Below are 20754 nucleotides of genomic sequence, written 5' to 3'. Positions count from 1 at the left end.
ATATTATCTACTACTAGATAGATAAGCAAGGGCTTTCTTCGAGACGCAATCATATTTCTGGTAAAGATAGCGAGTGATTGCGGGGTAACCGAAGCCGCTGATGACGTTTAAGCGACTGATTTAAAACATAAAATTGCGTTAGGCTATCGCCCGGCGCGACATGATTAGAGTATTTACTCTAGTTATGCCAACTCACCTGTCGCGTTGGGCGACCAAGCCCTCGAGCAGGGTCCGTGTCTGGTCGTGCATCACATCCTGCACGCGTTGCGTCTCGGCTTCCCCATAGCCCTGCCAGTTCAACGCCTTGAGAATATGACGCCGCATCACCTTGAACGATGCCACCTGGCTGTCGATGGCGATGGTGCGGATACGTGTGGATTCCGCCGTGGCCGGCTGCCCGGTCAGGCGGCCAACGATATGCGTGGTCAGCGCGAACAGCCGGTGGTTGATGCCGGCGTCGAAGCGGTCGAATGCCGCCGGGGGGCCGAGTCCCGCGCGTTCACGGGCCATGAACTGACGCCAGTGCTCTGTATCGGGGCCCTCATATAGAAAGGCCATGAAGCGCGCCTGCAGCGCCAGGTAGGCGTCGATCAGCTCTGCATCACTGGCATCTTCCCGGGCCACCACGGCTTCCGCCCGGCCCACAACTTCCTCCAGCAGCGACCACACTCGCTCGACGAAGTAGTCGATGCATGCCAGGTAGACCCCTTCCTTGTTATCGAAGTAGTACTGGAGTGCCGGAGCGTTCACCCCGGCTTCGCGCGCGATGTCGCGGGTGGAAGCGCCGTCAAAGCCATGTGTGCCGAACAGCCGCAGCGCCGCATCAATGATACGGGCACGAGTCTCTTCGCCACGCTGGTAACCGCCTTCGGCCGCAGGCCTGTGTCGCGCCATGTCGGAAGTCCTTGTCGCTGAATTCAGACAGAAATATACCAGTTGACAGATTTTTACCAAGTGGAATAATTGCTCAGCCATTCCGGCTTCGAAGTCCCCGCGTCCCCATGTCCGCCACCCATTCCGCCGCAACGGCGTCGCCAGCCGGCGTCGCGCCAGAATCCGCCGTTTCCGACCGCACTTCGCGCCGCAAGCAGATCCTGCTTGGCGCGGGTTTGCTGCTTCTCGTGCTTGTCCTGGCGTACGGCGTGCGCTGGTGGCTCTATGCCCGTTTCATCGAAAGCACCGATGACGCCTATATCCAGGCCGACAGCGTGACGGTGGCACCCAAGGTCAACGGCTACGTGGCCGAAGTCTACGTGCGCGACAACCAGCAGATCCAGGCGGGCCAGGAACTGGTGCGGCTCGACAATCGCCAGTACCAGGCGGCCTATGACGAGGCGCAGGCGACCGTGGCTTCGCGGCAGGCCGACGTGACGCGCGCGGAAGCCGATCTCGCGCAGCAGCAGGCGAGGATCGCGCAGGCTGCCGCGGAAGTGGATGGCGCGCGAGCCAATTCGCGCTATGCGGCATCACAGGTGGAACGCTATGCGCCGCTGGTGAAATCGGGCGCCGAAACGGAAGAGCGCACTGCCGAGCTGAGCAATGCGCAGACCCGCGCATCCACCACGCTGGCGGCCAACGAGGCCGCTTTGCGAGTGGAACAAAGCCAGACGGTGACGCTGAAGGCGCGGATCGAGCAGGCGCATGCGCAGCTCGACGTGGCGCAGGCCAGCGCGCGTCAGGCAAAGCTCAATCTCGATGACACCGTGGTGCGATCCACCACGGCCGGGCGTGTTGCCGACAAGGGTGTGCGCGTCGGCCAGTTCGCCCAGCCCGGCATGCGTCTGCTGACCGTGGTGCCGGTGCAGGACCTCTATCTGACCGCCAATTTCAAGGAAACGCAGGTGGGCCGCATGCGCCCCGGCCAGCCGGTGACGCTCCACGTCGACGCGCTACCCGGTGAGGAGCTGCATGGTGTGGTCGATAGCCTGTCGCCCGGTACCGGCTCGCAGTTTGCCCTGCTGCCCGCGCAGAACGCCACGGGCAACTTCACCAAGATCGTCCAGCGCGTGCCGGTGCGGATTCATGTGGACGTGCCGACGGAAGCGCGCGCGATCCTGGTGCCGGGCCTGTCGGTAGTCGTCGACATCGACACGCGCGAGCTCCATCCCGCCAGGAGCCAGGCCGACATCAAGGCCACCCATGGCTGAAGCGGCCGCAATCGCGCGGGAGCCGAACGCTTCCGCGGCGGACTGGATTGCCGTGGCAGCCGGCTCCCTCGGGGCGCTTCTGGCCACGCTCGATATCTCCATCACGAACTCGGCGTTGCCGCAGATCCAGGGCCAGATCGGGGCGGCCGGTACCGAGGGTACCTGGATCTCTACCGGCTACCTGATGGCCGAGATCGTGATCATTCCGCTCACGGCATGGCTGACGCGAGTGTTCGGGCTGCGCCGCTTCCTGATGTGGAACGCGCTGCTGTTCACGGCGTTCTCGATGATGTGCGGCATGTCGCATAGCCTGACCCAAATGGTGGTCGGCCGTATCGGCCAGGGGATTGCCGGCGGTGCGATGATTCCGACCGCGCAGACCATCGTGCGGACGCGGCTGCCCCGGCACCAGATGCCGATCGGGATGTCGATGTTCGGCCTGATCGTGTTGCTCGGGCCCCTGCTCGGCCCGGTGGTGGGCGGATGGCTGGCCGAGAACGTCAACTGGCGCTGGTGCTTCTTCCTCAATCTGCCGATCACGGCGGTGCTGGTGCCGCTGTTGTACTTCGGCCTGAAATCCGAGCGCGCGGATTTCAACGCATTCTTCAAGGCCGACTGGCTCGGCATCGTTGGCCTTGCGGTGGGTCTCAGCTCCCTGACCGTGGTGCTCGAGGAAGGCCAGCGCGAGCAATGGTTCGAGTCGCACCTGATTGTCTATTTGTCGCTGCTGACGGCAGGCGGCCTGGCGCTGATGCTCATCGGGCAGTTCACGGCGAAGCAGCCGATCGTGCGTCTGCGCCTGCTGCTGAACAAGAACTACGCAAGCGTGATCCTGATCGTGACCACGGTGGGCGCCGGGGTGTACGGCGTGTCCTACCTGCTGCCGCAGTTTCTGGCGACGATCGCCGGCTACAACGCCGAGCAGGCGGGCGGCATCATGCTGCTGTCGGGCCTGCCCGCGTTTCTGCTGATGCCCGTGCTGCCGCGTATGCTCGGCAAGTTCGACAGCCGCTGGCTGGTCATCTCGGGGCTGGTGTGCTTCTTCGCCAGTTGCATGCTCGATATCGGCCTGACCGTCGACAGCGTTGGTCATGACTTCTACGCGTCGCAGATCCTGCGGGGCTTCGGCCAGATCCTGGCGATGATGCCGCTGAATCAGGCTTCGATGGCCGCCGTGGCCACGCACGAAGCGGGCGATGCCGCGGGCCTGTACAACATGGCGCGCAATCTTGGCGGCTCGATTGGCCTCGCGCTGCTCGGCACGCTGATCGACCGGCGCAATGCCTATCACGACTCGGTGATCCGCGAATCGGTGACCGCTAATAGCGCGATCGGTCAGGAGCACATGACATCGAGTATCGCGAGTTTCATGGCCCAGGGCGGCGACTATGCCCATGCCCAGTTGCAGGCGATTGCCCAGCTGAGTGGCCAGATTGCCCGCCAGGCGGCCGTGATGACGTTCTCCGAAACCTTCTTCGCGCTCGGCGTGGCACTGCTGTTTTGTGTGCCGCTGGCCCTGCTGCTGAAACCGCCCCGTCCGGGCGCACCTATTTCCACCGGTCACTGATCATGTCTGTTTCCTTTCGTGCCACCTTGCTGACGCTTGCGGCGGCGATGTTCGCCGCGGGCTGCACCGTTGGCCCCGACTATCGCGGCGCGCCGCAGGTGGCTGGTAACGCGATCGACACCGGCAAATTTCCCCGCGCCGGGGAGGGCACCGACAGCCAGACGCCGCGTGTCGCTGACTGGTGGCACGCGCTGGGCGACACGCAACTCGATGGACTGATCGAATCGGCGTTGAAGCAAAGTCCCGATATCCGCGTGGCGCGCGCGCGCGTGCGACAGGCACGTGCCGGACTGGCCGGGAACAAGGCCAACCTGTTCCCGACGGTTGCCGTCGATGCGGCCACGTTGCGCACGCGCTCGCCGAACCTGTCCGCGCTGTCGGGCCAGGGCTCGTCGAATGCCGGGCGCGGGCCGTTGTCGCTCTATATCGCAGCCTTCGACGCAAGCTGGGAGATCGACCTGTTCGGCGGTACGCGTCGCTCGATCGAAGCCGCGTCGGCCGAAGCCGATGCCGCCGATGCGCAACTGGCCGATGCCCACGTGCAGTTGGCCGCCGAAGTGGCACAGGCCTACATCACGCTGCGCGAGCAGCAGGAAAGCCTTGCGCACCTGGCGTCGTCCGAGCAACTCGAAGCGGAGATGCTCGACCTGACGCAGCAGCGTCGCGCACGAGGCGTGGCATCGCAGCTCGAAGTGGAGAGGCTGATGACGCAGCTCGACAACACGCGCGCGCAGATGTCGCCGGTGCAAGCCAGCATCGCCGAATCGCTGGACCAGCTTGCGATGCTGACCGGTCGCTCGCCGGGGACGCTCGACGCGGAGCTATCGGCGCCGAAGCCGTTGCCCGGTGTGCCGGAAACCGTCGCCGTTGGCGATCCGGCCGCGCTGCTAAAATCACGTCCCGATATCCGCGCCGCCGAAAGGCGTCTGGCATCGAGCACGGCGCAGATCGGCGTGCGCAAGGCGGACTGGTTTCCGAAGCTGTCGCTGCTCGGCTCGCTGGGCTTCGCGGCGACGGACCCCAGCCACCTCGCGCGCAAGGAAAATGGCACGTGGATGACGCTGCCGCGCCTGCAATGGAACATCCTCGATTTCGGCCGTGTGGCCGCAGGGGTCGAGGGCGCCGAGGGCGGGCGTGACGAAGCGGAGGCCAGCTACGAGAGCGTGGTGCTGAAGGCACTGCGCGATGCCGATGTCGCGTTGTCGCGCTACGGCCATCAGCGTGAGCACGTGGTTGTGCTGCGCCGCGTGGAAGCATCGGCGGAGCGCGCCTCGACGCTGCAGCAGCAGCGCTACCGCGCCGGCACGGCCAGCATGCTCGAATGGCTCGACGTCGAACGCACGCGAGTGGTGGCCCAACAGAGCCGCATCTCGGGCGATGCGGATCTCCTCAAGGATTTCGTCTCGCTGCAGAAGTCGCTGGGCCTCGGCTGGCAATCTTCCGCAGCGCCAGCCTCCTGACCCGGCCCGCTTACTGCGGCGCGTTTACCAGCGGCGGGTGGACTTCAACATCATCTCGATCCTTGTGAATGGCACCGCGCAGTGGCGGCAGGCGCGGGCGATTCTGCCCCCGCTCGACGATTCAGTTTTGATGTTCTGCATCGCGCCTCGGGGTAGCGGGACGGGCCCGGCACACGAAACCGGATGGAATACGCTGGTGCAGGGCGGTGCCGTGTGACTAGAATTCCCCAGGACAGGCGCGCCCTGCCACCGCTTTGTGCGTGACAGGCGACTTGGGGCGGCGCGAACCCGGGACGAATGACCATGCATTTCAACGCCAACGACAGCATCGTGATCAACGTGGTCACCAGCCTGTTCGTGGTCCTCGTGGGCACGATGGTGGTCAAGCTGATCAACCGCTTTTTCTCGGCCCGCCTGCAGGCCGACAATCGCGGCAGCTATCGCGCCTGGACCGTGGCATCGCGGAACTTCGTCGCGGCGGTGACCTTCCTGCTGCTGCTGGGCATCTGGGTGTCGGAACTGAAAAGCGTGGCGATCTCGCTGGCCGCGTTTGCCGCGGCACTGCTGCTGGTCGGTAAGGAACTGGTGATGTGCTTCCTGGGCGCGTTCATGCGCATGGTCACGCGACCGTTCCAGTTGGGCGATCTGGTGGAGATCGGGCCGTTCGGCGGCGAGGTCATCGATATGGATGTGATGTCGACCACGCTGGTGGAGGTAGCTCCGGCGCGCCATTACACAGGCTTTACCGTGCAGGTCCCCAACAGCATGTTGCTGACCACGGCGGTGCGCAACCATTCCCAGGCCGGTGCCTATACGCTCGATACCGTGCGCATTCCGCTGGAGGTGGGTGTGGACCCCGAGGATGTCGAGGCGCGCCTGATCAAGGTGGCGCGGCAGGCTTGCGAGGACTTCATGGAAGAAGCTGGCCGGACGCTGCGGCGCTATGGCGACATGCGGTTCGTCGACCTGTCGCAGTTCGAGCCGCGCGTGCTGTTTGAGCCGGTGGACGTGGACCGCTTCGACGCGATCGTGCGGTTTCCGGCCCCGGTTAGCGCCAGGCTGCCCGTAGCGCAGCAGATCGTGCGTGGCTACTATCGCGAGCCGGCGCGGAAGAGCGTCGCGCAGCAGTGAACCAACCACCTGGGGGTCGCCATGGCGCAGGCGTTGCAACAACGGAGTACGAGCGTTGGCCCCCGGTTCCTGTCGGCCTGCCTGTCGGCTTGCATCCTGGTGCTGGCAGGTTGCGCCAGTCTGCCTGCGCATCCTGACCGCACGCCGAGCTACGCGTCGACCGATACCAGCGATACGCTGCTGGCCAGTTCCCTGGCGCCACGGCTGGCGCGGAATCCGGGTCAATCGATCTTCTATCCGCTGGGTTCGGGGCCCGATGCGCTGGCGGTCCGCATGGCGTTGGCGCGCGCGGCGCGCAAGACGCTCGATCTCCAGTACTACTTATTTGATGCGGATACCACGGGCAGCGCCCTGCTTGGCGAGTTGATCGATGCCGCCGACCGTGGCGTGCGGGTGCGTCTGCTGATCGACGACCTGCATTCCACCAATCAGGACAAGCTTTGGGCGGCGCTCGATGCCCATCCGAACATCGAGACCCGGTTGTTCAACCCGTTTGCCAACCGCTCCGCGCGCTGGGCCGAGATGATGGTCGATTTCGGCCGCCTGGACCGGCGCATGCACAACAAGCTGATGGTGGCGGACAACCTCGTGGGCGTGGTCGGTGGCCGCAATATCGGAGACGCGTACTTCTCGGCCCGACCCGACGTCGATTTCAGCGACCTGGATGTGATGGTCGCCGGGCCCGTCGTGCAGGCCGCCAGCAACGTGTTCGACCAGTACTGGAACAGCGAGAGCGCGTATCCGGTGGCCGCGCTGGTGCCCGAGGGCAAGGAGGCACCTGAGGAACTGCGACGCTTTCGCAAGGAAGTCGAGGCAAAGGGAGACGTGGCTCGTGCCAGTCCCTTCGTGCAGGAGCTGCTGGACTCGGGGCTGGCGCGCGGCATCGAAGTGGGTCATCTGCCGGGCCACGTCGGCAGTGCGCGCGTGATTGCCGACTCGCCTGACAAGATCGAGAACGATCCCGACGATCCGTCGACTCACGCCATTCCCCGCCTACGGGCGCTGATGGAGGCGGCGCAGACCGAACTGGTGCTGATCTCACCGTACTTTGTACCGGACGACGACACCGAGAAATGGTTGGCTGCCATCGTCAAACGCGGCGTCAAGGTGCGGGTGCTGACCAACTCGTTCGCGGCCACGGATGTTTCCGCGGTCCATGCGGGCTACGCGCCACGCCGTCTGGCGCTGCTCCACGCCGGAATCCAACTGTACGAACTCAAGCCCACCGCCAGCACCGGTTTGACGCAAGATCGTGGCAGACACGCTCGCACTTTCACATCGAGCCGCGCAACCCTTCACGCCAAGGCCTATGTCGTCGACCGGCGGTTCCTGTTCGTGGGCTCCCCGAATCTGGACCCGCGATCGAGCCGGCTCAATACCGAGATGGGGGTCGTGCTCGACAGTCCCACGCTGGCAGCCTGGCTTGTGGCCGACGTGGACAAGCGGCTGCCCGAGATCGCGTGGCGCATTGGGGTGCGTACCGATGCAGCGGGTCAGGAAGGCCTGACGTGGACAACGATGGAGCAGGGCAAGGAAGTCACCACCGACAAGGAGCCCGGCATGAGCGTGTGGCAGCACATCGGCATCGACTTTCTTGGACTCCTGCCGCTGGAGGATGAGTTGTAGCCGAGATGATCCAGGGGGTGTCAGGCGGTGGCGTCGGGGGACTGGAGCAGTTGCAGCAGATGCTCCTGAAGCTTCGAAAGCTCCGGCGCGATACCGCCCGGAAAGCCCTGCCGGTCGCCACGCTTGTCGATCAGCAGATCGGCGAGGAATGCCGACACGGCGGCCGGGGCAGCTAGCCTGGCCAACTGATTGGCAATACGCGGATAGGTGTGGAACAGTTCGAGCGGCCGGACTTCACGCGGCAACTGGGCGAGCCATCTGAGTGCTTCGGGTGTCAGCGTCTGTTCCGTGGCATCCGAGGGCTGGCGCATCTCGGTCCAGTCGGTCCGCGCAGCAGGCGGCATATTCCCGTCGAGTACCTTCTTGGCTTCCTCGACAGTCACGAACTCGAACGAAAGGGGGTCCATGGTGGCTCCACATCAACACGCTGGACGCCATTCGGCGACCGTCGACCATCTTATCGGATCAGACGCGCGTTTCTTGACGGCGGGTTTGCTTGCCCCACCAAAGTAGGGATTGGGGGTGCGGGGGGTGAGTGGCTGGCGCCACCAGTCGCGGCTATGCCGGCGGCTTCACTCCGGATCCATTCCGCCACACGCCGGACGTCCTCGCGCGGTTGCTCTCTGGCGTGAATCAGCCAGAAGGCGTTGGGGCTGGGCATGGCTGCACCACCGGTCGCGGCAACCACCAGTTGGCCGCCGTCGATCCACGACTGGATCAGTTCGAGGCGGCCGAGCGCCACGCCTTGCCCGGCCAGCGCGGCATGGATCACCTGGTCGTACTGGTTGAAGCGGAGGATGCCGCGGCGGCTGGCCTGGCGGTAGCCTTGCGCGCCGAGCCAGTTGCGCCAGTGTAGCCATGGGCGTGGATCGTCGAACTCGATCAACGGCAGTTCCGCCAGCGCCTCGGGCGTCGCCACGAGGTGGGCGCCCACCGAGGGGTTCGCCACCGGGGCGATGGTCTCGTCGAACAGATGGACAGCAAGGGGCGGCGCGGCCGATGCCGGGCAATAGCGGATCGCCAGATCGATGCCATCGGCACGCAGATCGCTGATCTGGTTGTTGGCGGACAGGCGCACGTCCAGACCCGGGTACTGGCGCTGCAGCGAGCCTAGCCGCGGCAACAGCCAGAGGCCCGCCACACCAATGCTGGCTGTTACCGTCACGGGTTGCCGGCCATCGCGCTTGCGCAGCTCCGCCGCCACGTTTTGCAGTTGCAGCAAGGCGCCGTCGGCGCTGCGGAACAGCCGCTCGCCTTCCGGCGTGAACGCGACACCCCGGTGCCGCCGGATAAACAGCCGGACCTGAAGCTGCTCTTCGAGCGCCCGGACCTGGCGGCTGACGGCCGACTGGGTCAGGCAGAGGTCCTCGGCGGCTTGCGTGATGCTCATGCGCCGGCCCACGGCGACGAAGCCCTTGAGCAGATCGAGGGAGAACATCCGGGCGAGCGGTTCGGACATGACGGGGGTGTATGGCTGTGGCAGGGGCGAATGGCGCCATTACAGCATGGCTCGCCATCTCTTGCCATGCGTGTGGCGCATGGTAAAACGCCCGAAATGTCGGTTGAATCGCCGCACCGGAGCACATGAAATGGAGGACATTCAAGGCCCTCATCCGACCGACAGCATGACCAACGCTCCCCGCTCCCATACTCGCGCCGCATCGCAGCCCGCGGCCCCTGCGCCATGGTGGCGCGATACCGTCTTCCTGTTGCTGGCCGGCGGGCTGGTCATGGGCCTTGCGCTGGGCGCGCGGCACGTGCAAGGGCTGTTCCTGCTGCCAATCACCGGCGACCGCGGCTGGACGCGCGAGTCGATCGGCTTCGCCATGGCCGTGCAAAACCTGACCTGGGGCATCGCGCAACCATTCACCGGCATGGTGGCCGACCGGTTCGGTTCCTGGAAGGTGATGCTGGCCGGTCTGGTGCTGTACGCGCTGGGCCTCTACGGGATGGCGGTGATCACGAGCGCGCCGGCGTTCGTGCTGGTCGCCGGGGTTTGCATCGGCGTGGCGCAGTCTGGCACGACCTTCGGCGTGGTCTATGGCGCGCTGAGCCGCATGGTGCCGCCAGAGGACCGCAGCCGCACGCTGGGCATCGCCGGGGCGATCGGTGGCATCGGCCAGTTCCTTATGGTGCCGTCCGCGCAGGCGCTGTTGTCGTTCGTCGGCTGGACGAACGCGCTGATGGTGCTGGCGGTATGCGCGGCGGTGTTGATCCCGTTCGCGTTGCCGTTCCGCGATCGCACCCCGGCATTCGACGCCGCGACTGGGGGCCAGCCACCGATGCCGATGCTGTCCGCCATCCGCGAAGCTCTCAGCCACTCGGGCTTCTGGCTGCTCAACCTCGGCTTCCTGGCATGTGGCTTCCAATTGGCCTTTATCGCCAACCATCTGCCCGCCTACCTGCGCGACAAGGGGATGCAGCCCGCTGACGGCATGGCCGCGCTGGCCATCATCGCACTGGCCAATATCTTCGGCACCTATGTGTTCGGCTGGCTGGGCGGGCGGCATACGCGGAAGTACCTGCTAGCCGGCATCTACCTGGCGCGTACGTCGGCAATGGCCCTGTTCGTGCTGCTGCCCCTGAGCCCGTTGAGCCTGTATGCGTTCGCAGCGGTGATGGGCTTCCTGTGGCTCGGCACCGTGCCGCTGACTAGCGGCATCGTCTCCCAGGTATTCGGCGTGCGCTACATCACCACGCTGTTCGGCTTCGTCTTCTTCGGCCACCAGCTCGGCTCGTTCCTGGGCGTCTGGCTGGGTGGGGTGGTGTTCGAGCTGACGCAGTCCTATGACCTGGTCTGGATGGGGGCGATGGCACTGGGGGTGATTGCCGCCGCGCTGCACTGGCCGATTGACGATCGGGCGATCGCGCGCGCGCCGATGCGCCCGGCACGGGCATGACGGGCTATGTGTCCTGCGGAATAAACCCTGGCGCTTCGGTGTTTACGTAGCAGGCGAGATACGCGCTCAAGCAGTCCAAGTGGAGTATGCTGGGCACGAGAGTCTCACCGATACCGGAGCCAACCATGCAACTTCGTTTACCCGTCTGGATGGGGATCGCCGCCCTGGTCTTGAGCGCATGTGCGTCGCTGCAACCCGTGGAGACCGGGCAGAAGATGATCGGGAGTCCGCAGTCGGCCGTGAGCGACACATTTGGCAAGCCCACCGAGACGCATCAGCTTGCCGACGGCACGCTGCGCTGGATCTACTCGAAGCAGCCCTACGGGTATGACGTTTACGCGGCCGATTTCGATGGATCGGGCAAGCTGATCGCGTTCCGGCAGATGCTGACCGAGGCCGAAATCTACAAGGCGCAGCCCAACGCCTGGACCAAGCGGGACGTTCTGGAACGTTGGGGCATGCCGCGCGAGCCAATTCAGTACTACCCGTTGATGAAGCGCGAGGCGTGGTCGTACCGCATGTACCTGCCCGGCTACGTGCCGGCGCATTTCAGCGCCTACTTCGACGATAACGGGGTGCTGGATCGCACGATGATCATCATGGATACGTACGGCGCGGACCGCAGCCGCTCGAAGTAGCGGCCGCGTTACCCGATGCGGTACTGCCCTGGCGGCGAGATTAGTCACCAGGGCATCCGCGCAGTTAGCCGCGAAGGCATCCGCGAAGTCTCCCCGAAGTTAGCCCCGACGAACGGCGGTGACCTTGCCGCCCACCACGTCGATGGACCGGCGCTGCGGGTTGTAGTCCATCGTGGCCGGCAGGCTCTGGCCGTCGCGGCTGCCGAAGCGCCAGGCACAGCCCTTGAGCAGGGCGGCGGCCTCGGCTTCGGTCTTGCCGATCAGCGCCTCGTCGCCCAGCTTGTCGGCCTGGCAACCCTCCGGCGTGCCACGGCCACCCTGGGGGCCCGGGTTCGGAATCGGCTCTGCCGGCGGTTGCGACGCGCAACCGGCCACCATGGCGACGAGCGCGACAGCACTGGCGGTGGTCAGTCGCTTCAATTGGCGGTTCGATCGAGTCATGCGGAGGCTCCTTGTGAAGATAACAGCGATTTCTAGAGTTTCTGCGCTGCCGCCAGCGTGAAGATCTTGCTCCAGCGGTTGGCGGTGCTGCCGTCCGCGACGGGGATCTTCCAGTCTGCGGGCGTGTGGTGGTGCAGCGTCAGCGCAATGTGCCACTTGCCATCGGCGGCAACGGCGCGGGCCTCGCCGATATCGGCGAAGATCAGCACGACACGCCGGCCATTCATCTCCAGGACACCGTTCTTGCGCTCGGCGTCCAGCCTCAGGCTACCCCAGTCTCCGGTCAGCGCGAGCACTCGCTCGCCGTTGACACGCTTGCCGTGGATGGCCCGATAGCGTTGCAGCCAGCGCACGGCCAGCGCGGTCAGGGCGGCAAGCAGCGCAACCACTGCGGCGGTGCCGGCGATCGCGCCGTAAGCGGCGGCTACTTTCAGGTAGAGCTGCACGACGCCGTAGACAAAGGCAGCCAGTAACGCCAGCCCCAGGAGAATGATTGGCACGTTCGGTTTTCCGGATGTGTTGTGCATTGGCGGCGCCACCGGGCGCCGCGCCAGTGTCGGACTGCGCAAGCCTATAATGGTTCGCCCCGCACAGCCAGTCGGGGCCCCGATCTGGTTCGGCCGACCTTCCATGCCATCGTATCCTCTCGTCCTTTGTCTGACCATCGCCGTGGTGTGCAGCGTGGGCATGGCCATTGCCGCCTGGCCGCGCCGTGACGACCCTACGGTCAGGGCGTTCCTGCTGCTGGCCGGGGGCGTGGTGGTCTGGAGCGGCGGACGGCTGCTCGAGATCAGCGAATCGGACATGGCTGGGCGGATCTTCTGGGCCAAGCTCCAGTACCTCGGGATCGTGGCTGTGCCAATTGGCTGGCTCGTGGCGATGATCCATGTCAGCCGGCCGCATTTCGTGGTGCCCTGGTCGAAGCTATGGGTGCCCGTGATGGCGGCCGTCCTGTCGGTCGTGCTCGTGTTTACCAATGAGCGCCACCATCTGGTCTGGACCTCGATCGAACTGATGCCCCCCGGTGTATCACCCGGCGCTGTGTTCCACCACGGCATCGGCTACACGATCATGGCGGCGTGGACCTATGCGCTGCTCGGACTGAGCCTGTACTTCCTCATCACGGCCAAGGTGCCGAACGCGGCGTTGTCGGTGCGCGGACGGAACATCCTGGCGTGCGGCCTGGCGCTGCCGCTGGTCTTTCATCTCGCCTATCTGGAACGCCTGACCGGCCCGCTCGGCGGTGATCTCACACCGGCCACGTTCTCGGTCATGACGGTGCTGGTCTGGTTCTGTGCGCTGCGATCGCATCTGGACGATGTCGGGCACTACGCGCGGCTGCGTGTTTTCGACACTATCCGCGAAGGCTGCGTGATCCTCGGCCTGGACGGCACCATCGTCGAGTTCAACCCCGCGGCGGCGCGCATGTTGCCGGAACTGGCGCAAGGCGAGGTGGCGCCTGCCACGTGGCAGGACTTGCTGTCTTTGCCGACCACGGCCGAAGACGTCGGCACGAATCCCGGGATTCCCCAGGGCGCGCAGTACGAACTGACGGTGGAGCCCGTTTGCCGGATGGATGGCAAGCCAATCGGCAGGCTCGTGTTCATGCGCGACATCAGCCGCTATCAGTCGCGCGAGCAGGCGCTGGCCATGCAGCTTGGGCAGACCGCGCAGGAGTTGTCGCGCGCCCAGGCGGACCTCGACGTCGATGCCCTGACCGGCATTCCGAATCGCCGCTACTTCCAGCGCGAGTCGCATGCCGCGGTGACACGCGCCTACGAACGCGGCACGGAAATCGGCCTGCTGATTCTGGATGTCGACCTGTTCAAGCAGTTCAACGATCTCTATGGCCATCCGCGTGGCGATGAGTGCCTGCGGCAGGTCGCGACGGCCTTGACCTGCGTGCTCGACGGCACGCAGTTTTGCGCCCGCCTGGGTGGCGAGGAGTTTGCCGTGGTGCTGCCGGATTCCACGTCCGAGGAGACGCGAACCATCGCGCGCCGGATGGTGGCAGCGGTGCGCGAGCTGGGCATTCCCCACCACGGCACGCCGGTGCAGCCGTTCGTGACGATCAGCGTCGGCGCGGTCTGCGCCGTGCCCGACGCGCCGCGCCTCGAGCCACTGCTGCATCGCGCCGACAGCGCCATGTACCGCGCCAAGCGGGCGGGCCGGAACCGCTACGTGGTCGATGGCGGGCTCTACCTGGAACTGCGCGGCAACTGACCCGGAATGAATTCGCGAGAATTCACACAGGGGCTTGCAAATTCCACAGGCTTCTGTAGAATTCGCGGCTCGCATCGCCCAGATGGCGGAATTGGTAGACGCACTAGGTTCAGGTCCTAGCGGTGGCAACACTGTGGAGGTTCGAGTCCTCTTCTGGGCACCAGATTCGAAAAGCCCCGCGCAAGCGGGGCTTTTTTCGTTTCTACGCCCGGAAAGAAAGGCTTCCCTCAGCCGTTGCCCACCACCAATCCGCCAACGCCCACGCGCCCTTGCTGCTCCGTAGCGGCGTGGCGCACGACATCCCCCACCATCTCGGCCGTCACGGCGGACAGCGTCCAGCCCAGATGCCCATGCCCTGTGTTGTAGAACACGTTAGCGGCATGGCCCCGACCGACGCGCGGCATCATGTTTGGCATCATCGGTCGCAACCCCGCCCAGGGCACCACGCTGCGGGTGCTGACGCCGGGGAAGCAAGCATGGACCCAGTCGATCAGCGGACGGATGCGATCGGCGCGGATGTCGCGGTCGACGCCATTGAACTCTGCGGTGCCGGCTATGCGGAATCGGTCCACGCCCAGACGGCTGGTGACAAGCTTGGTTTCGTCGTCGAGCAGGCTGACCGTGGGCGCCGAGGCCTGGCTTTCGGCGTCGTTGAGGTTGACCGTGATCGAATAGCCCTTGACCGGGTAGATGTTCACGCGGTCTCCGAGTTGGCGCGCGAATTCGCGGCTGGCAACGCCGGCGCAGACGACCACGGCGTCGAATTCGCGTGATGTCGTCTGGCCATCGTCAGCCGAGACGATCGTCACTCGCCGGCCGCTGGTCGACACGGCGCTCACGTCCTGGTTGTAGAGCATCTGCACGCCCAGTCTGCGCGCCGCCGCAGCGATACCAGTGGTGAACTTGTGGATGTCGCCGGTAGAGTCGCTTTCGGTGTAGTAGCCGCCGTAGTACCGGCCTGCCAGCGTCGGCTCGATGCTTCGCATCTCGTCCGGGGTCACCGCGCGCCGTTCGAGTCCGCCTTCGGTGAGCAGCTTCGAGACTTGCCCTGCGTGATCGAAGCCCGCCTTGTCCCGATAGATATGCAGGATGCCGCGCCGCTTGAGGTCGAAGTCGATGCCCTCCGCCTCCGCCCACGCAAACAGGTGCTGGCGCGCGGCAATGGCAAGCCGCGTGGTCTCCACCGTGTTGCGGCGGTAATGCGGGATCGATGCGATGAACTCGGCGAACCAGCTCAGCTTGTGCCAGGTCGGACGCGGATTGACGAGCAGCGGCGCGTCATTGCGCAGCATCCACTTCAGGCCCTTGGCCAGCGTGGACCAGTGCGTCCAGACTTCCGCGTTGGAGGCGGAGAGCTGTCCGCCGTTGGCGAACGAGGTTTCCATGGCCGCATAGCGGTGCCGTTCGAACAGGGTGACGGAGAACCCGCGTTTGGCCAGGGCGTAGGCCGTCGTGGCGCCGGTGATGCCGCCGCCGATCACTGCAATGGATTTCATGTCGAAGGTCTTTCAGGACGTCGTGGGATGGCAGTCCGCCGCGCACCATGCGCGGTTGCGGACGCCCCCTCTGTCCTTGACCTGAGAGATTCGCGGCACACGAACAATACGCGTGCCGCTTGCTCCTTCGGTACCGCCGGCTGACGTGCAAGCCGGGGTTCTTCAGAGTTCAATGGCGGGTACCGGTCCTTTTGCCTGAGAGTTTCCGGGGCGGTTGCTCCTTCGGCGCTGTGTCGGCCGGGCGGCTGGCACAGACTCTCCCGATACACGCGGGGTAAAACGATGGCAACTATGCCATATAAATCCGCTAGCGGTGCGGATCACCTGGCTTGCGCCCCGTGATCATGGCAGCGACGAGGTTCTCGCGGCCCTTGATGCTCATGACGATGGCCGCGGCCACATGCAGGATCACCAGCGCCAGCAGCCCGTTCGCCAGCCAGCGATGGATGTCGACTGGCAAATCCTCGCCCCAGAACGCATCGAGACGCGAGATCCAGCCGGTGACCGCCAGCGCCAGGATCAGCGCCCACATGGCCAGCATGGCGACGGCGCCCAGCGGCGTATGGCTGACATACCGCGGCGCGCGGCCGGCGACCAGTGCCTTGCCATAAGCCAGCATGGCGGACGGACGTGGCAGCCATGTGCGGAAACGCGCAGGCTGGCTGCCGATGAAGCCCCACAAGACCCGGAACAGCACCAGCCCCGCGGCGATGTAGCCGAGGGTCCGGTGCACCTTGTCTCCGGAGTCCTGGACGAGGTCAAAGCAGACGATGGCCGCCACGCTCCAGTGCGTGAAGCGCACGACCACGTCCCAGACGCGAATCGTGTCGGGGGCGTTCGTCCGGTCCGCGGGCGCCGACATGCTTAGCTGCCGATTTCCGATTTGACGATTTCAAGCGTCTTGGTGTCGAAGTAGATCTCGGCCTTGTTGCCATCCTTGGTCGTGCCGTAGATCTCGTAGCAATTGCCGTCCACCTTGAACTTCTTGATGTTGTAGCCCTGTTCCTGGATCTTGGCCTTGGCATCGGCTTCCGGCATCCATTCGGATTTCGGGTGCTTGGCGCAGTTGGCGCCGGCGAAAGCGGCGGTCGAGAACACTCCGGCAACGAGGAAAGCGGCAATCTTCTGCATGAACTTCTCCGGCAATGAGCCCCGCAAGGGGCGATGGCGGCATCCTAACTCAGAATGAGAGCCATTCTCAACACTGGGTTTCCCAGGGGGTGTCGGGCGCTCGCGGCCCAGCGGCTGGTCTTGGACCATTGCAGTCACCTGGCATACGATGAAACTGCCACGTGGGGGGCTCCAGCTTCTGGCCAATCCGGACCCGCAGGGAGATGTCATGCAGGGCTATCAACTCACCTTCTACACCCAGGAAGGTCGGCGCTATCACGGCAAGCAGCTATCGCACTGGCTGATGCAGGTGATGCGGGAGATGCAGATTCGCGGCGCCACGCACACGGTGGCGGCGGAGGGAATCGGGCACGACCATCGCTTCCACTCCTGGCACTTCATCGAACTTGCCGATCGGCCGGAAGAGGTGACTGTGGTTGCCACGGTCGAAGAGGTGGAGGCGCTGCTGGAGCGCCTGCGTCACGAAGACATCCGCCTGTTCTATGCGAAGACGCCGGTCGAGTTCGGCTTCGTCGGCACGCTCGATATCTGAGCGCCTGGCTCAGGCCGGATTGATGACGGATACCCCGGCACGCGCCGCGGCCCGGGCAAGCCGCGCCACGCCTTCCTCGATCTGCGCCGGATCGGCGCCCACGAACGACAGCCGGAACGCGGGGCGCGCGCGACGCTCGGCATAAAAGCCGGCACCCGGCACGAACAGCACTTTCTCTGCGATGGCATGGGGCAGCAGCGCCGCCGCGTCGTCGATGCCATCCACGGATACCCACAGGAACATGCCACCGGCGGGATCCGCAAACCGGATGCGCTTGCCGAACGCCTGGCGCAACGCCGTCGTCAGCCGATCGCGCTTGTCGCGGTAGACCGCCACTTCCCGCCCGACCTGCGCGGGCAGGTTTCCGGCCTGAAGGTAGTGCGCGGCGGTCAGTTGCAGCCATGGCGGCGTGCACAGGTCCGACACCTGCTTGGCGATCACCGCGCGACGCACGATCTCCGGCGCGGCCACCATCCAGCCCAGCCGCAGTCCTGGCGCCAGCGTCTTCGACAGGCTCGCGAGATGCACGAGCCACGGGCGCGCGCCGGGTACCTGATTGCAAAGCGCGAGCAGCGACGGCGGCGGCGGACCGTCGAAGCACAGCGCGCCGTAAGGATCGTCCTCGACCAGCACGATCCCGTGCTGTGCCACCAGTTCCAGCAATTGAAGCCGGCGCGCGGGTGACAGCGTGGCGCCGGTTGGATTGGCGAAGGTCGGCACCGTGTAGATCATGCGCGGACGTGCCGGCGCGTTCGCGAGCATCGCCTCCAGTGCGTCGACGTTCATGCCGTCATGGTCGGACGGCACGCCGCGCACGTCAGCGCCGGCCAGCCGCAATGCCTGCAGCGTGGCCGAGTAGGTGGGTTCCTCCACCAGCACAAGGCTGCCCGGCTCCACCAGCGCGCGCACGAGAAAATCGAAGCCCTGCTGCGAGCCGCTGGTGACCAGCAGTTCGTCCAGGGCGACGGCCGCGCCACGCTCCGCCATCAGGGCCGCAAGCGCCTGGCGCAGCGCAGGCGTGCCCTCCGTCGCACCGTACTGCAGGCACTCGGCAGGACGTTCACGCAATGCCTGCGCGGATGCCGCGCCGATGCCTTCCACGTCGAACAACGCGGCGGACGGATAGCCGCCGGCGAACGAGATCATCTCCGGGTCGGAGAGATACTTGAACAGCTCGCGGATCGGCGAGCCTTGCGGCTCGCGTAGCGCGGGAACGAAGGGGTAGGCGGCCATGGCGTGCTCGTGGTTGCGGACGTCGCGCTTCAGCAGGCCGCGGCGGTCATCTTGAAGATGCCCTGCGCATTGCCGGCGTCGAAGCCCAGGTCCGTGCGCGTGATGGCCTGTGCCTCGTCCACGTAGCGATCGCGCGTGATGAACTCGTAGAACGAACCCGGTACCTCGCGCACCACCTCGTCACCGCTGGCGCCAACGAACGAGCGGCGAACCGGATCGGCGCGGAACGCGGTCTGCTTCACGCGGCCGCTTTGCGACACCTCGACCTTTTCCTTCATAGGGCGGCCCACACGCTTCTGTTCGTCCGATACCGCGAAGACATCCTCCACGCGGTCGGTGGCGTGGTTGAATGCATTCCCTTCGGTGGCGATCCACGCCATCTCGGACGACTCGGCCAGCAGGCGTTCGTAGTCGTTCAGATGCGGTGTGGCGTGCTGACGCTCGAAGCAGCCGGCCAGCAGGTCGATCAGCTCCCCGGCATCGGCCAGCGGCAGCGCGCCGTCACGTTCCAGTTCCCACAGTAGCGACTGCGCGCGCGGCGTGAGCGGATCGACGGAGTTGCCGACGACGTGGCTCACGGCTTGCTGGAATTCCTCGCTATAGCGCTCGGGATGGAATTCGCTGAGGAAGAACTGCGCGATTTCCTCCGGCGCATCGGCGTGGGCATACGAGCGGCCCGTCATGCCGATGCGGTCGAGCGGATACGTGCCATTGAGGCGGTAGCCGAGCGGGCGCAGGATACGCGTGAAGGCTGCCTCGCCTGCGGGCAACGCGCCGTTCTCCTGCCAGCGCACGGTGCGCAGCGCGCCGTGGTCGAAGTGCACCTTGCCGCCCGCGGCCGCTACATCCTCCGTGTAGGCCTTGCCGGTGGGCACGCGATCCAGGATGCCGGCGAACAGCACCAGGTTCAGCGCATGAGCGATCTCGGCGCGCGTGGGGTGACCCAGCTTGCCGGTCGGCAGCGTGGGTGTGGCCACCAGTTGCGAGAGCCGCGTGGCGGCTTCGGTGCCGAGGCTAAGGGATACGAGCGAGGTGACGTTGGAAATCATGATGAGATGCCGCGCGGGGACGCGCGGAAAGGCAGTTGGAATAACGTAGGTGGTTTCAGTCCACCGAGGCGCCGGACAGTCGGACGATGTCGCCCCACTTCTGGCGATCCTTCTTCAGAACCTCGGCGAAGGCATCGGGCGTGCTCGGTGCCGGTTCGGCGCCGAGTTCGCGCATCTTGGCCTGCACGGCGGGCTCGCCGAGCACGCGCGTCAGGTCCTGGCTAATCTTCTGCGCCACGGCTGCAGAGGTACCACGCGGTGCGAGCAGACCGAACCACGGGCTGGCGTCGAAGCCTGGCACCGGGCCGGCGGCGGCGACGGTTGGCACATTGGGCAACGCCGACGAGCGTGCCGGCGTGGTCACCGCCAGCGCCTTGAGCTTGCCCGAACGGATGAACGGCAGCGAAGCCGGCAGGTTGTCGAACATCACGTCGACGCTGCCGCCCATCAGGTCGGCGATGGCCGGGCTGCTGCCCTTGTAGGCGACGTGGCTCATCTCCGTGCCAGTCATGCGCTGGAACAGTTCGCCCGCGAGGTGCGTGGAGGTGCCATTGCCGGCCGATGCCATGTTCACGTGTTTCGGATGCGCCTTCAGATAGGTGATCAGTTCGCCCAGCGTCTGCACATGGGCGCGCTCGGCGAAGGCCGGCGACACTACGACCACGTTCGGCACCTTGGCGACCATCGTCACCGGCACGAAGTCGGCGCCGGCGTCGTAGGGCAGCTTCTTGTACAGCGTCGGATTGATGCCGAACTCGCCCACCGAGCCCATCAGCAGCGTGTACCCGTCGGCCGGGGACTTGGCCGCCGTGCCGGTGCCGACGATGCCACCCGCGCCGGGACGGTTGTCGACGAGGACGGTTTGCTTCCACTGGATCGCGAGCTGGTCGCCGATCAGGCGCGCCACCATGTCGGTGGTGCCGCCCGGTGGATACGGCACGATGATGCGTACGGGTTTGGCCGGGAATTCCTGGGCGGCGGCGATGCCGGGAACAGCCGCGCCGAATGCGAGGCCGGCAGCTGCGAGGGCGCTGATCAAACGCTTCATGTTGTCTCCCTGTCCTGCTTGTCTTTGTTCGTTCTGGGGTGCCGCGTTAAGAGGGGGCGCGGCGGTGCGAGTTCGAATCGTTCCTCATCAAGCTGACGGTTTCAAGCGAGATTTCGGTATAGGATGATGACT

General features: G+C 65.5%; 21 protein-coding genes, 1 tRNA gene and 1 riboswitch. Of the genes, 11 read left to right on the top strand and 11 right to left on the bottom strand.

Going from position 1 to position 20754, the window contains the following annotated elements:
• Positions 1 to 192: 192 nt before the first annotated feature.
• On the bottom strand, positions 193 to 894 hold the full coding sequence (locus tag B2246_RS10975; protein ID WP_008649510.1) for a CerR family C-terminal domain-containing protein: 702 nt from the start codon (positions 892 to 894) through the stop codon (positions 193 to 195).
• A gap of 107 nt (positions 895 to 1001) precedes the next feature.
• Between B2246_RS10975 and B2246_RS10970 the strand changes: the two genes are divergently transcribed.
• The 6 genes from B2246_RS10970 to B2246_RS10945 all read left to right on the top strand — a co-directional run bounded on the left by B2246_RS10970 (position 1002) and on the right by B2246_RS10945 (position 7931).
• On the top strand, positions 1002 to 2147 hold the full coding sequence (locus B2246_RS10970) for an HlyD family secretion protein (protein WP_008649511.1): 1146 nt from the start codon (positions 1002 to 1004) through the stop codon (positions 2145 to 2147).
• Entirely contained in the window at positions 2140 to 3714 is a 1575-nt protein-coding gene (locus B2246_RS10965; RefSeq protein WP_008649512.1) for an MDR family MFS transporter, read from the top strand. Before B2246_RS10970 ends, B2246_RS10965 begins: the two co-directional genes overlap by 8 nt.
• Before the next feature lie 2 nt (positions 3715 to 3716).
• Entirely contained in the window at positions 3717 to 5174 is a 1458-nt protein-coding gene (locus B2246_RS10960) for an efflux transporter outer membrane subunit (RefSeq protein WP_008649513.1), read from the top strand.
• Positions 5175 to 5211: 37 nt separating this feature from the next.
• A complete protein-coding gene (locus B2246_RS10955) occupies positions 5212 to 5391 on the top strand; it encodes a hypothetical protein (RefSeq protein WP_040011187.1) in 180 nt (59 codons plus the stop codon).
• Positions 5392 to 5477: 86 nt separating this feature from the next.
• The gene (locus B2246_RS10950) at positions 5478 to 6305 is read left to right on the top strand and encodes a mechanosensitive ion channel family protein (protein ID WP_286880436.1); all 828 of its coding nucleotides are present in this window, start codon (positions 5478 to 5480) and stop codon (positions 6303 to 6305) included.
• Positions 6306 to 6326: 21 nt separating this feature from the next.
• Positions 6327 to 7931 (top strand): phospholipase D family protein, encoded by a 1605-nt coding sequence (locus tag B2246_RS10945; RefSeq protein ID WP_286880435.1) that lies wholly within the window; start codon positions 6327 to 6329, stop codon positions 7929 to 7931.
• Positions 7932 to 7951: 20 nt separating this feature from the next.
• Here the strand turns inward: B2246_RS10945 and B2246_RS10940 are convergent, their stop codons facing one another.
• The gene (locus B2246_RS10940) at positions 7952 to 8338 is read right to left on the bottom strand and encodes a hypothetical protein (RefSeq protein ID WP_186426095.1); all 387 of its coding nucleotides are present in this window, start codon (positions 8336 to 8338) and stop codon (positions 7952 to 7954) included.
• Between the two features lie 50 nt (positions 8339 to 8388).
• Positions 8389 to 9390: a LysR substrate-binding domain-containing protein gene (locus tag B2246_RS10935; protein ID WP_286880433.1), complete on the bottom strand. Its 1002-nt coding sequence runs from the start codon at positions 9388 to 9390 to the stop codon at positions 8389 to 8391.
• Between the two features lie 166 nt (positions 9391 to 9556).
• Here B2246_RS10935 and B2246_RS10930 point away from each other — a divergent pair, with 166 nt between their 5' ends.
• Entirely contained in the window at positions 9557 to 10831 is a 1275-nt protein-coding gene (locus tag B2246_RS10930) for an MFS transporter (RefSeq protein WP_286880432.1), read from the top strand.
• Between the two features lie 125 nt (positions 10832 to 10956).
• The gene (locus B2246_RS10925) at positions 10957 to 11469 is read left to right on the top strand and encodes a hypothetical protein (protein ID WP_008649521.1); all 513 of its coding nucleotides are present in this window, start codon (positions 10957 to 10959) and stop codon (positions 11467 to 11469) included.
• 99 nt (positions 11470 to 11568) lie between these two features.
• Here the strand turns inward: B2246_RS10925 and B2246_RS10920 are convergent, their stop codons facing one another.
• Together B2246_RS10920 and B2246_RS10915 are read right to left on the bottom strand one after the other, a co-directional pair.
• Positions 11569 to 11910, bottom strand: a complete 342-nt coding sequence (locus B2246_RS10920; RefSeq protein ID WP_008649522.1) for a hypothetical protein — start codon at positions 11908 to 11910, stop codon at positions 11569 to 11571.
• Positions 11911 to 11942: 32 nt separating this feature from the next.
• Positions 11943 to 12410 carry a hypothetical protein gene (locus B2246_RS10915; protein ID WP_008649524.1) on the bottom strand — a complete coding sequence of 156 codons (468 nt, stop codon included), beginning with the start codon at positions 12408 to 12410 and terminating at the stop codon, positions 11943 to 11945.
• Positions 12411 to 12540: 130 nt separating this feature from the next.
• On the opposite strand from B2246_RS10915, the gene B2246_RS10910 reads away from it, so the two are divergent.
• The gene (locus tag B2246_RS10910; protein WP_008649526.1) at positions 12541 to 14133 is read left to right on the top strand and encodes a diguanylate cyclase domain-containing protein; all 1593 of its coding nucleotides are present in this window, start codon (positions 12541 to 12543) and stop codon (positions 14131 to 14133) included.
• A 76-nt stretch (positions 14134 to 14209) separates the two neighbouring features.
• Positions 14210 to 14296: transfer RNA gene (locus B2246_RS10905), tRNA-Leu, on the top strand.
• Positions 14297 to 14360: 64 nt separating this feature from the next.
• Here B2246_RS10905 and B2246_RS10900 read toward each other — a convergent pair.
• From B2246_RS10900 to B2246_RS10890, 3 genes are all read right to left on the bottom strand, one after another.
• Complete coding sequence (locus B2246_RS10900; protein ID WP_035884441.1) at positions 14361 to 15629, bottom strand: D-amino acid dehydrogenase; 1269 nt, start codon at positions 15627 to 15629, stop codon at positions 14361 to 14363.
• Positions 15630 to 15802: 173 nt separating this feature from the next.
• A riboswitch (glycine riboswitch) is annotated at positions 15803 to 15902 on the bottom strand.
• A 34-nt stretch (positions 15903 to 15936) separates the two neighbouring features.
• The gene (locus B2246_RS10895) at positions 15937 to 16491 is read right to left on the bottom strand and encodes a cytochrome b/b6 domain-containing protein (protein WP_008651383.1); all 555 of its coding nucleotides are present in this window, start codon (positions 16489 to 16491) and stop codon (positions 15937 to 15939) included.
• Between the two features lie 2 nt (positions 16492 to 16493).
• Complete coding sequence (locus B2246_RS10890; RefSeq protein ID WP_286880431.1) at positions 16494 to 16760, bottom strand: PepSY domain-containing protein; 267 nt, start codon at positions 16758 to 16760, stop codon at positions 16494 to 16496.
• Between the two features lie 208 nt (positions 16761 to 16968).
• Between B2246_RS10890 and B2246_RS10885 the strand changes: the two genes are divergently transcribed.
• Complete coding sequence (locus B2246_RS10885; protein WP_008651388.1) at positions 16969 to 17292, top strand: DUF190 domain-containing protein; 324 nt, start codon at positions 16969 to 16971, stop codon at positions 17290 to 17292.
• A 9-nt stretch (positions 17293 to 17301) separates the two neighbouring features.
• Here the strand turns inward: B2246_RS10885 and B2246_RS10880 are convergent, their stop codons facing one another.
• Genes B2246_RS10880 through B2246_RS10870 form a run of 3 tightly spaced genes read right to left on the bottom strand, consistent with a single transcriptional unit; the run spans position 17302 to position 20622 of the window.
• Positions 17302 to 18525 (bottom strand): PLP-dependent aminotransferase family protein, encoded by a 1224-nt coding sequence (locus B2246_RS10880; protein WP_286880430.1) that lies wholly within the window; start codon positions 18523 to 18525, stop codon positions 17302 to 17304.
• A 29-nt stretch (positions 18526 to 18554) separates the two neighbouring features.
• On the bottom strand, positions 18555 to 19574 hold the full coding sequence (locus tag B2246_RS10875; RefSeq protein ID WP_286880429.1) for a DUF1338 domain-containing protein: 1020 nt from the start codon (positions 19572 to 19574) through the stop codon (positions 18555 to 18557).
• A 55-nt stretch (positions 19575 to 19629) separates the two neighbouring features.
• Entirely contained in the window at positions 19630 to 20622 is a 993-nt protein-coding gene (locus B2246_RS10870) for a Bug family tripartite tricarboxylate transporter substrate binding protein (RefSeq protein WP_286880427.1), read from the bottom strand.
• Between the last annotated feature and the right edge of the window lie 132 nt (positions 20623 to 20754).

Source organism: Cupriavidus sp. UBA2010, assembly GCF_002335265.1.
GTDB classification, from domain to species: Bacteria; Pseudomonadota; Gammaproteobacteria; order Burkholderiales; family Burkholderiaceae; genus Cupriavidus; species Cupriavidus metallidurans.
The sequence above is the reverse complement of the archived record's forward strand: the minus strand, read 5'-3'. Positions and strand labels throughout refer to the sequence as shown.

Bases quoted from the DNA above. Each gene is read 5' to 3' on its own strand.
- B2246_RS10975 (WP_008649510.1), bottom strand. From the start codon at position 894: ATGGCGCGACACAGGCCTGCGGCCGAAGGCGGTTACCAGCGTGGCGAA.
- B2246_RS10970 (WP_008649511.1), top strand. From the start codon at position 1,002: ATGTCCGCCACCCATTCCGCCGCAACGGCGTCGCCAGCCGGCGTCGCG.
- B2246_RS10965 (WP_008649512.1), top strand. From the start codon at position 2,140: ATGGCTGAAGCGGCCGCAATCGCGCGGGAGCCGAACGCTTCCGCGGCG.
- B2246_RS10960 (WP_008649513.1), top strand. From the start codon at position 3,717: ATGTCTGTTTCCTTTCGTGCCACCTTGCTGACGCTTGCGGCGGCGATG.
- B2246_RS10950 (WP_286880436.1), top strand. From the start codon at position 5,478: ATGCATTTCAACGCCAACGACAGCATCGTGATCAACGTGGTCACCAGC.
- B2246_RS10945 (WP_286880435.1), top strand. From the start codon at position 6,327: ATGGCGCAGGCGTTGCAACAACGGAGTACGAGCGTTGGCCCCCGGTTC.
- B2246_RS10940 (WP_186426095.1), bottom strand. From the start codon at position 8,338: ATGGACCCCCTTTCGTTCGAGTTCGTGACTGTCGAGGAAGCCAAGAAG.
- B2246_RS10935 (WP_286880433.1), bottom strand. From the start codon at position 9,390: ATGTCCGAACCGCTCGCCCGGATGTTCTCCCTCGATCTGCTCAAGGGC.
- B2246_RS10930 (WP_286880432.1), top strand. From the start codon at position 9,557: ATGACCAACGCTCCCCGCTCCCATACTCGCGCCGCATCGCAGCCCGCG.
- B2246_RS10925 (WP_008649521.1), top strand. From the start codon at position 10,957: ATGCAACTTCGTTTACCCGTCTGGATGGGGATCGCCGCCCTGGTCTTG.
- B2246_RS10920 (WP_008649522.1), bottom strand. From the start codon at position 11,910: ATGACTCGATCGAACCGCCAATTGAAGCGACTGACCACCGCCAGTGCT.
- B2246_RS10910 (WP_008649526.1), top strand. From the start codon at position 12,541: ATGCCATCGTATCCTCTCGTCCTTTGTCTGACCATCGCCGTGGTGTGC.
- B2246_RS10900 (WP_035884441.1), bottom strand. From the start codon at position 15,629: ATGAAATCCATTGCAGTGATCGGCGGCGGCATCACCGGCGCCACGACG.
- B2246_RS10895 (WP_008651383.1), bottom strand. From the start codon at position 16,491: ATGTCGGCGCCCGCGGACCGGACGAACGCCCCCGACACGATTCGCGTC.
- B2246_RS10890 (WP_286880431.1), bottom strand. From the start codon at position 16,760: ATGCAGAAGATTGCCGCTTTCCTCGTTGCCGGAGTGTTCTCGACCGCC.
- B2246_RS10885 (WP_008651388.1), top strand. From the start codon at position 16,969: ATGCAGGGCTATCAACTCACCTTCTACACCCAGGAAGGTCGGCGCTAT.
- B2246_RS10880 (WP_286880430.1), bottom strand. From the start codon at position 18,525: ATGGCCGCCTACCCCTTCGTTCCCGCGCTACGCGAGCCGCAAGGCTCG.
- B2246_RS10875 (WP_286880429.1), bottom strand. From the start codon at position 19,574: ATGATTTCCAACGTCACCTCGCTCGTATCCCTTAGCCTCGGCACCGAA.
- B2246_RS10870 (WP_286880427.1), bottom strand. From the start codon at position 20,622: ATGAAGCGTTTGATCAGCGCCCTCGCAGCTGCCGGCCTCGCATTCGGC.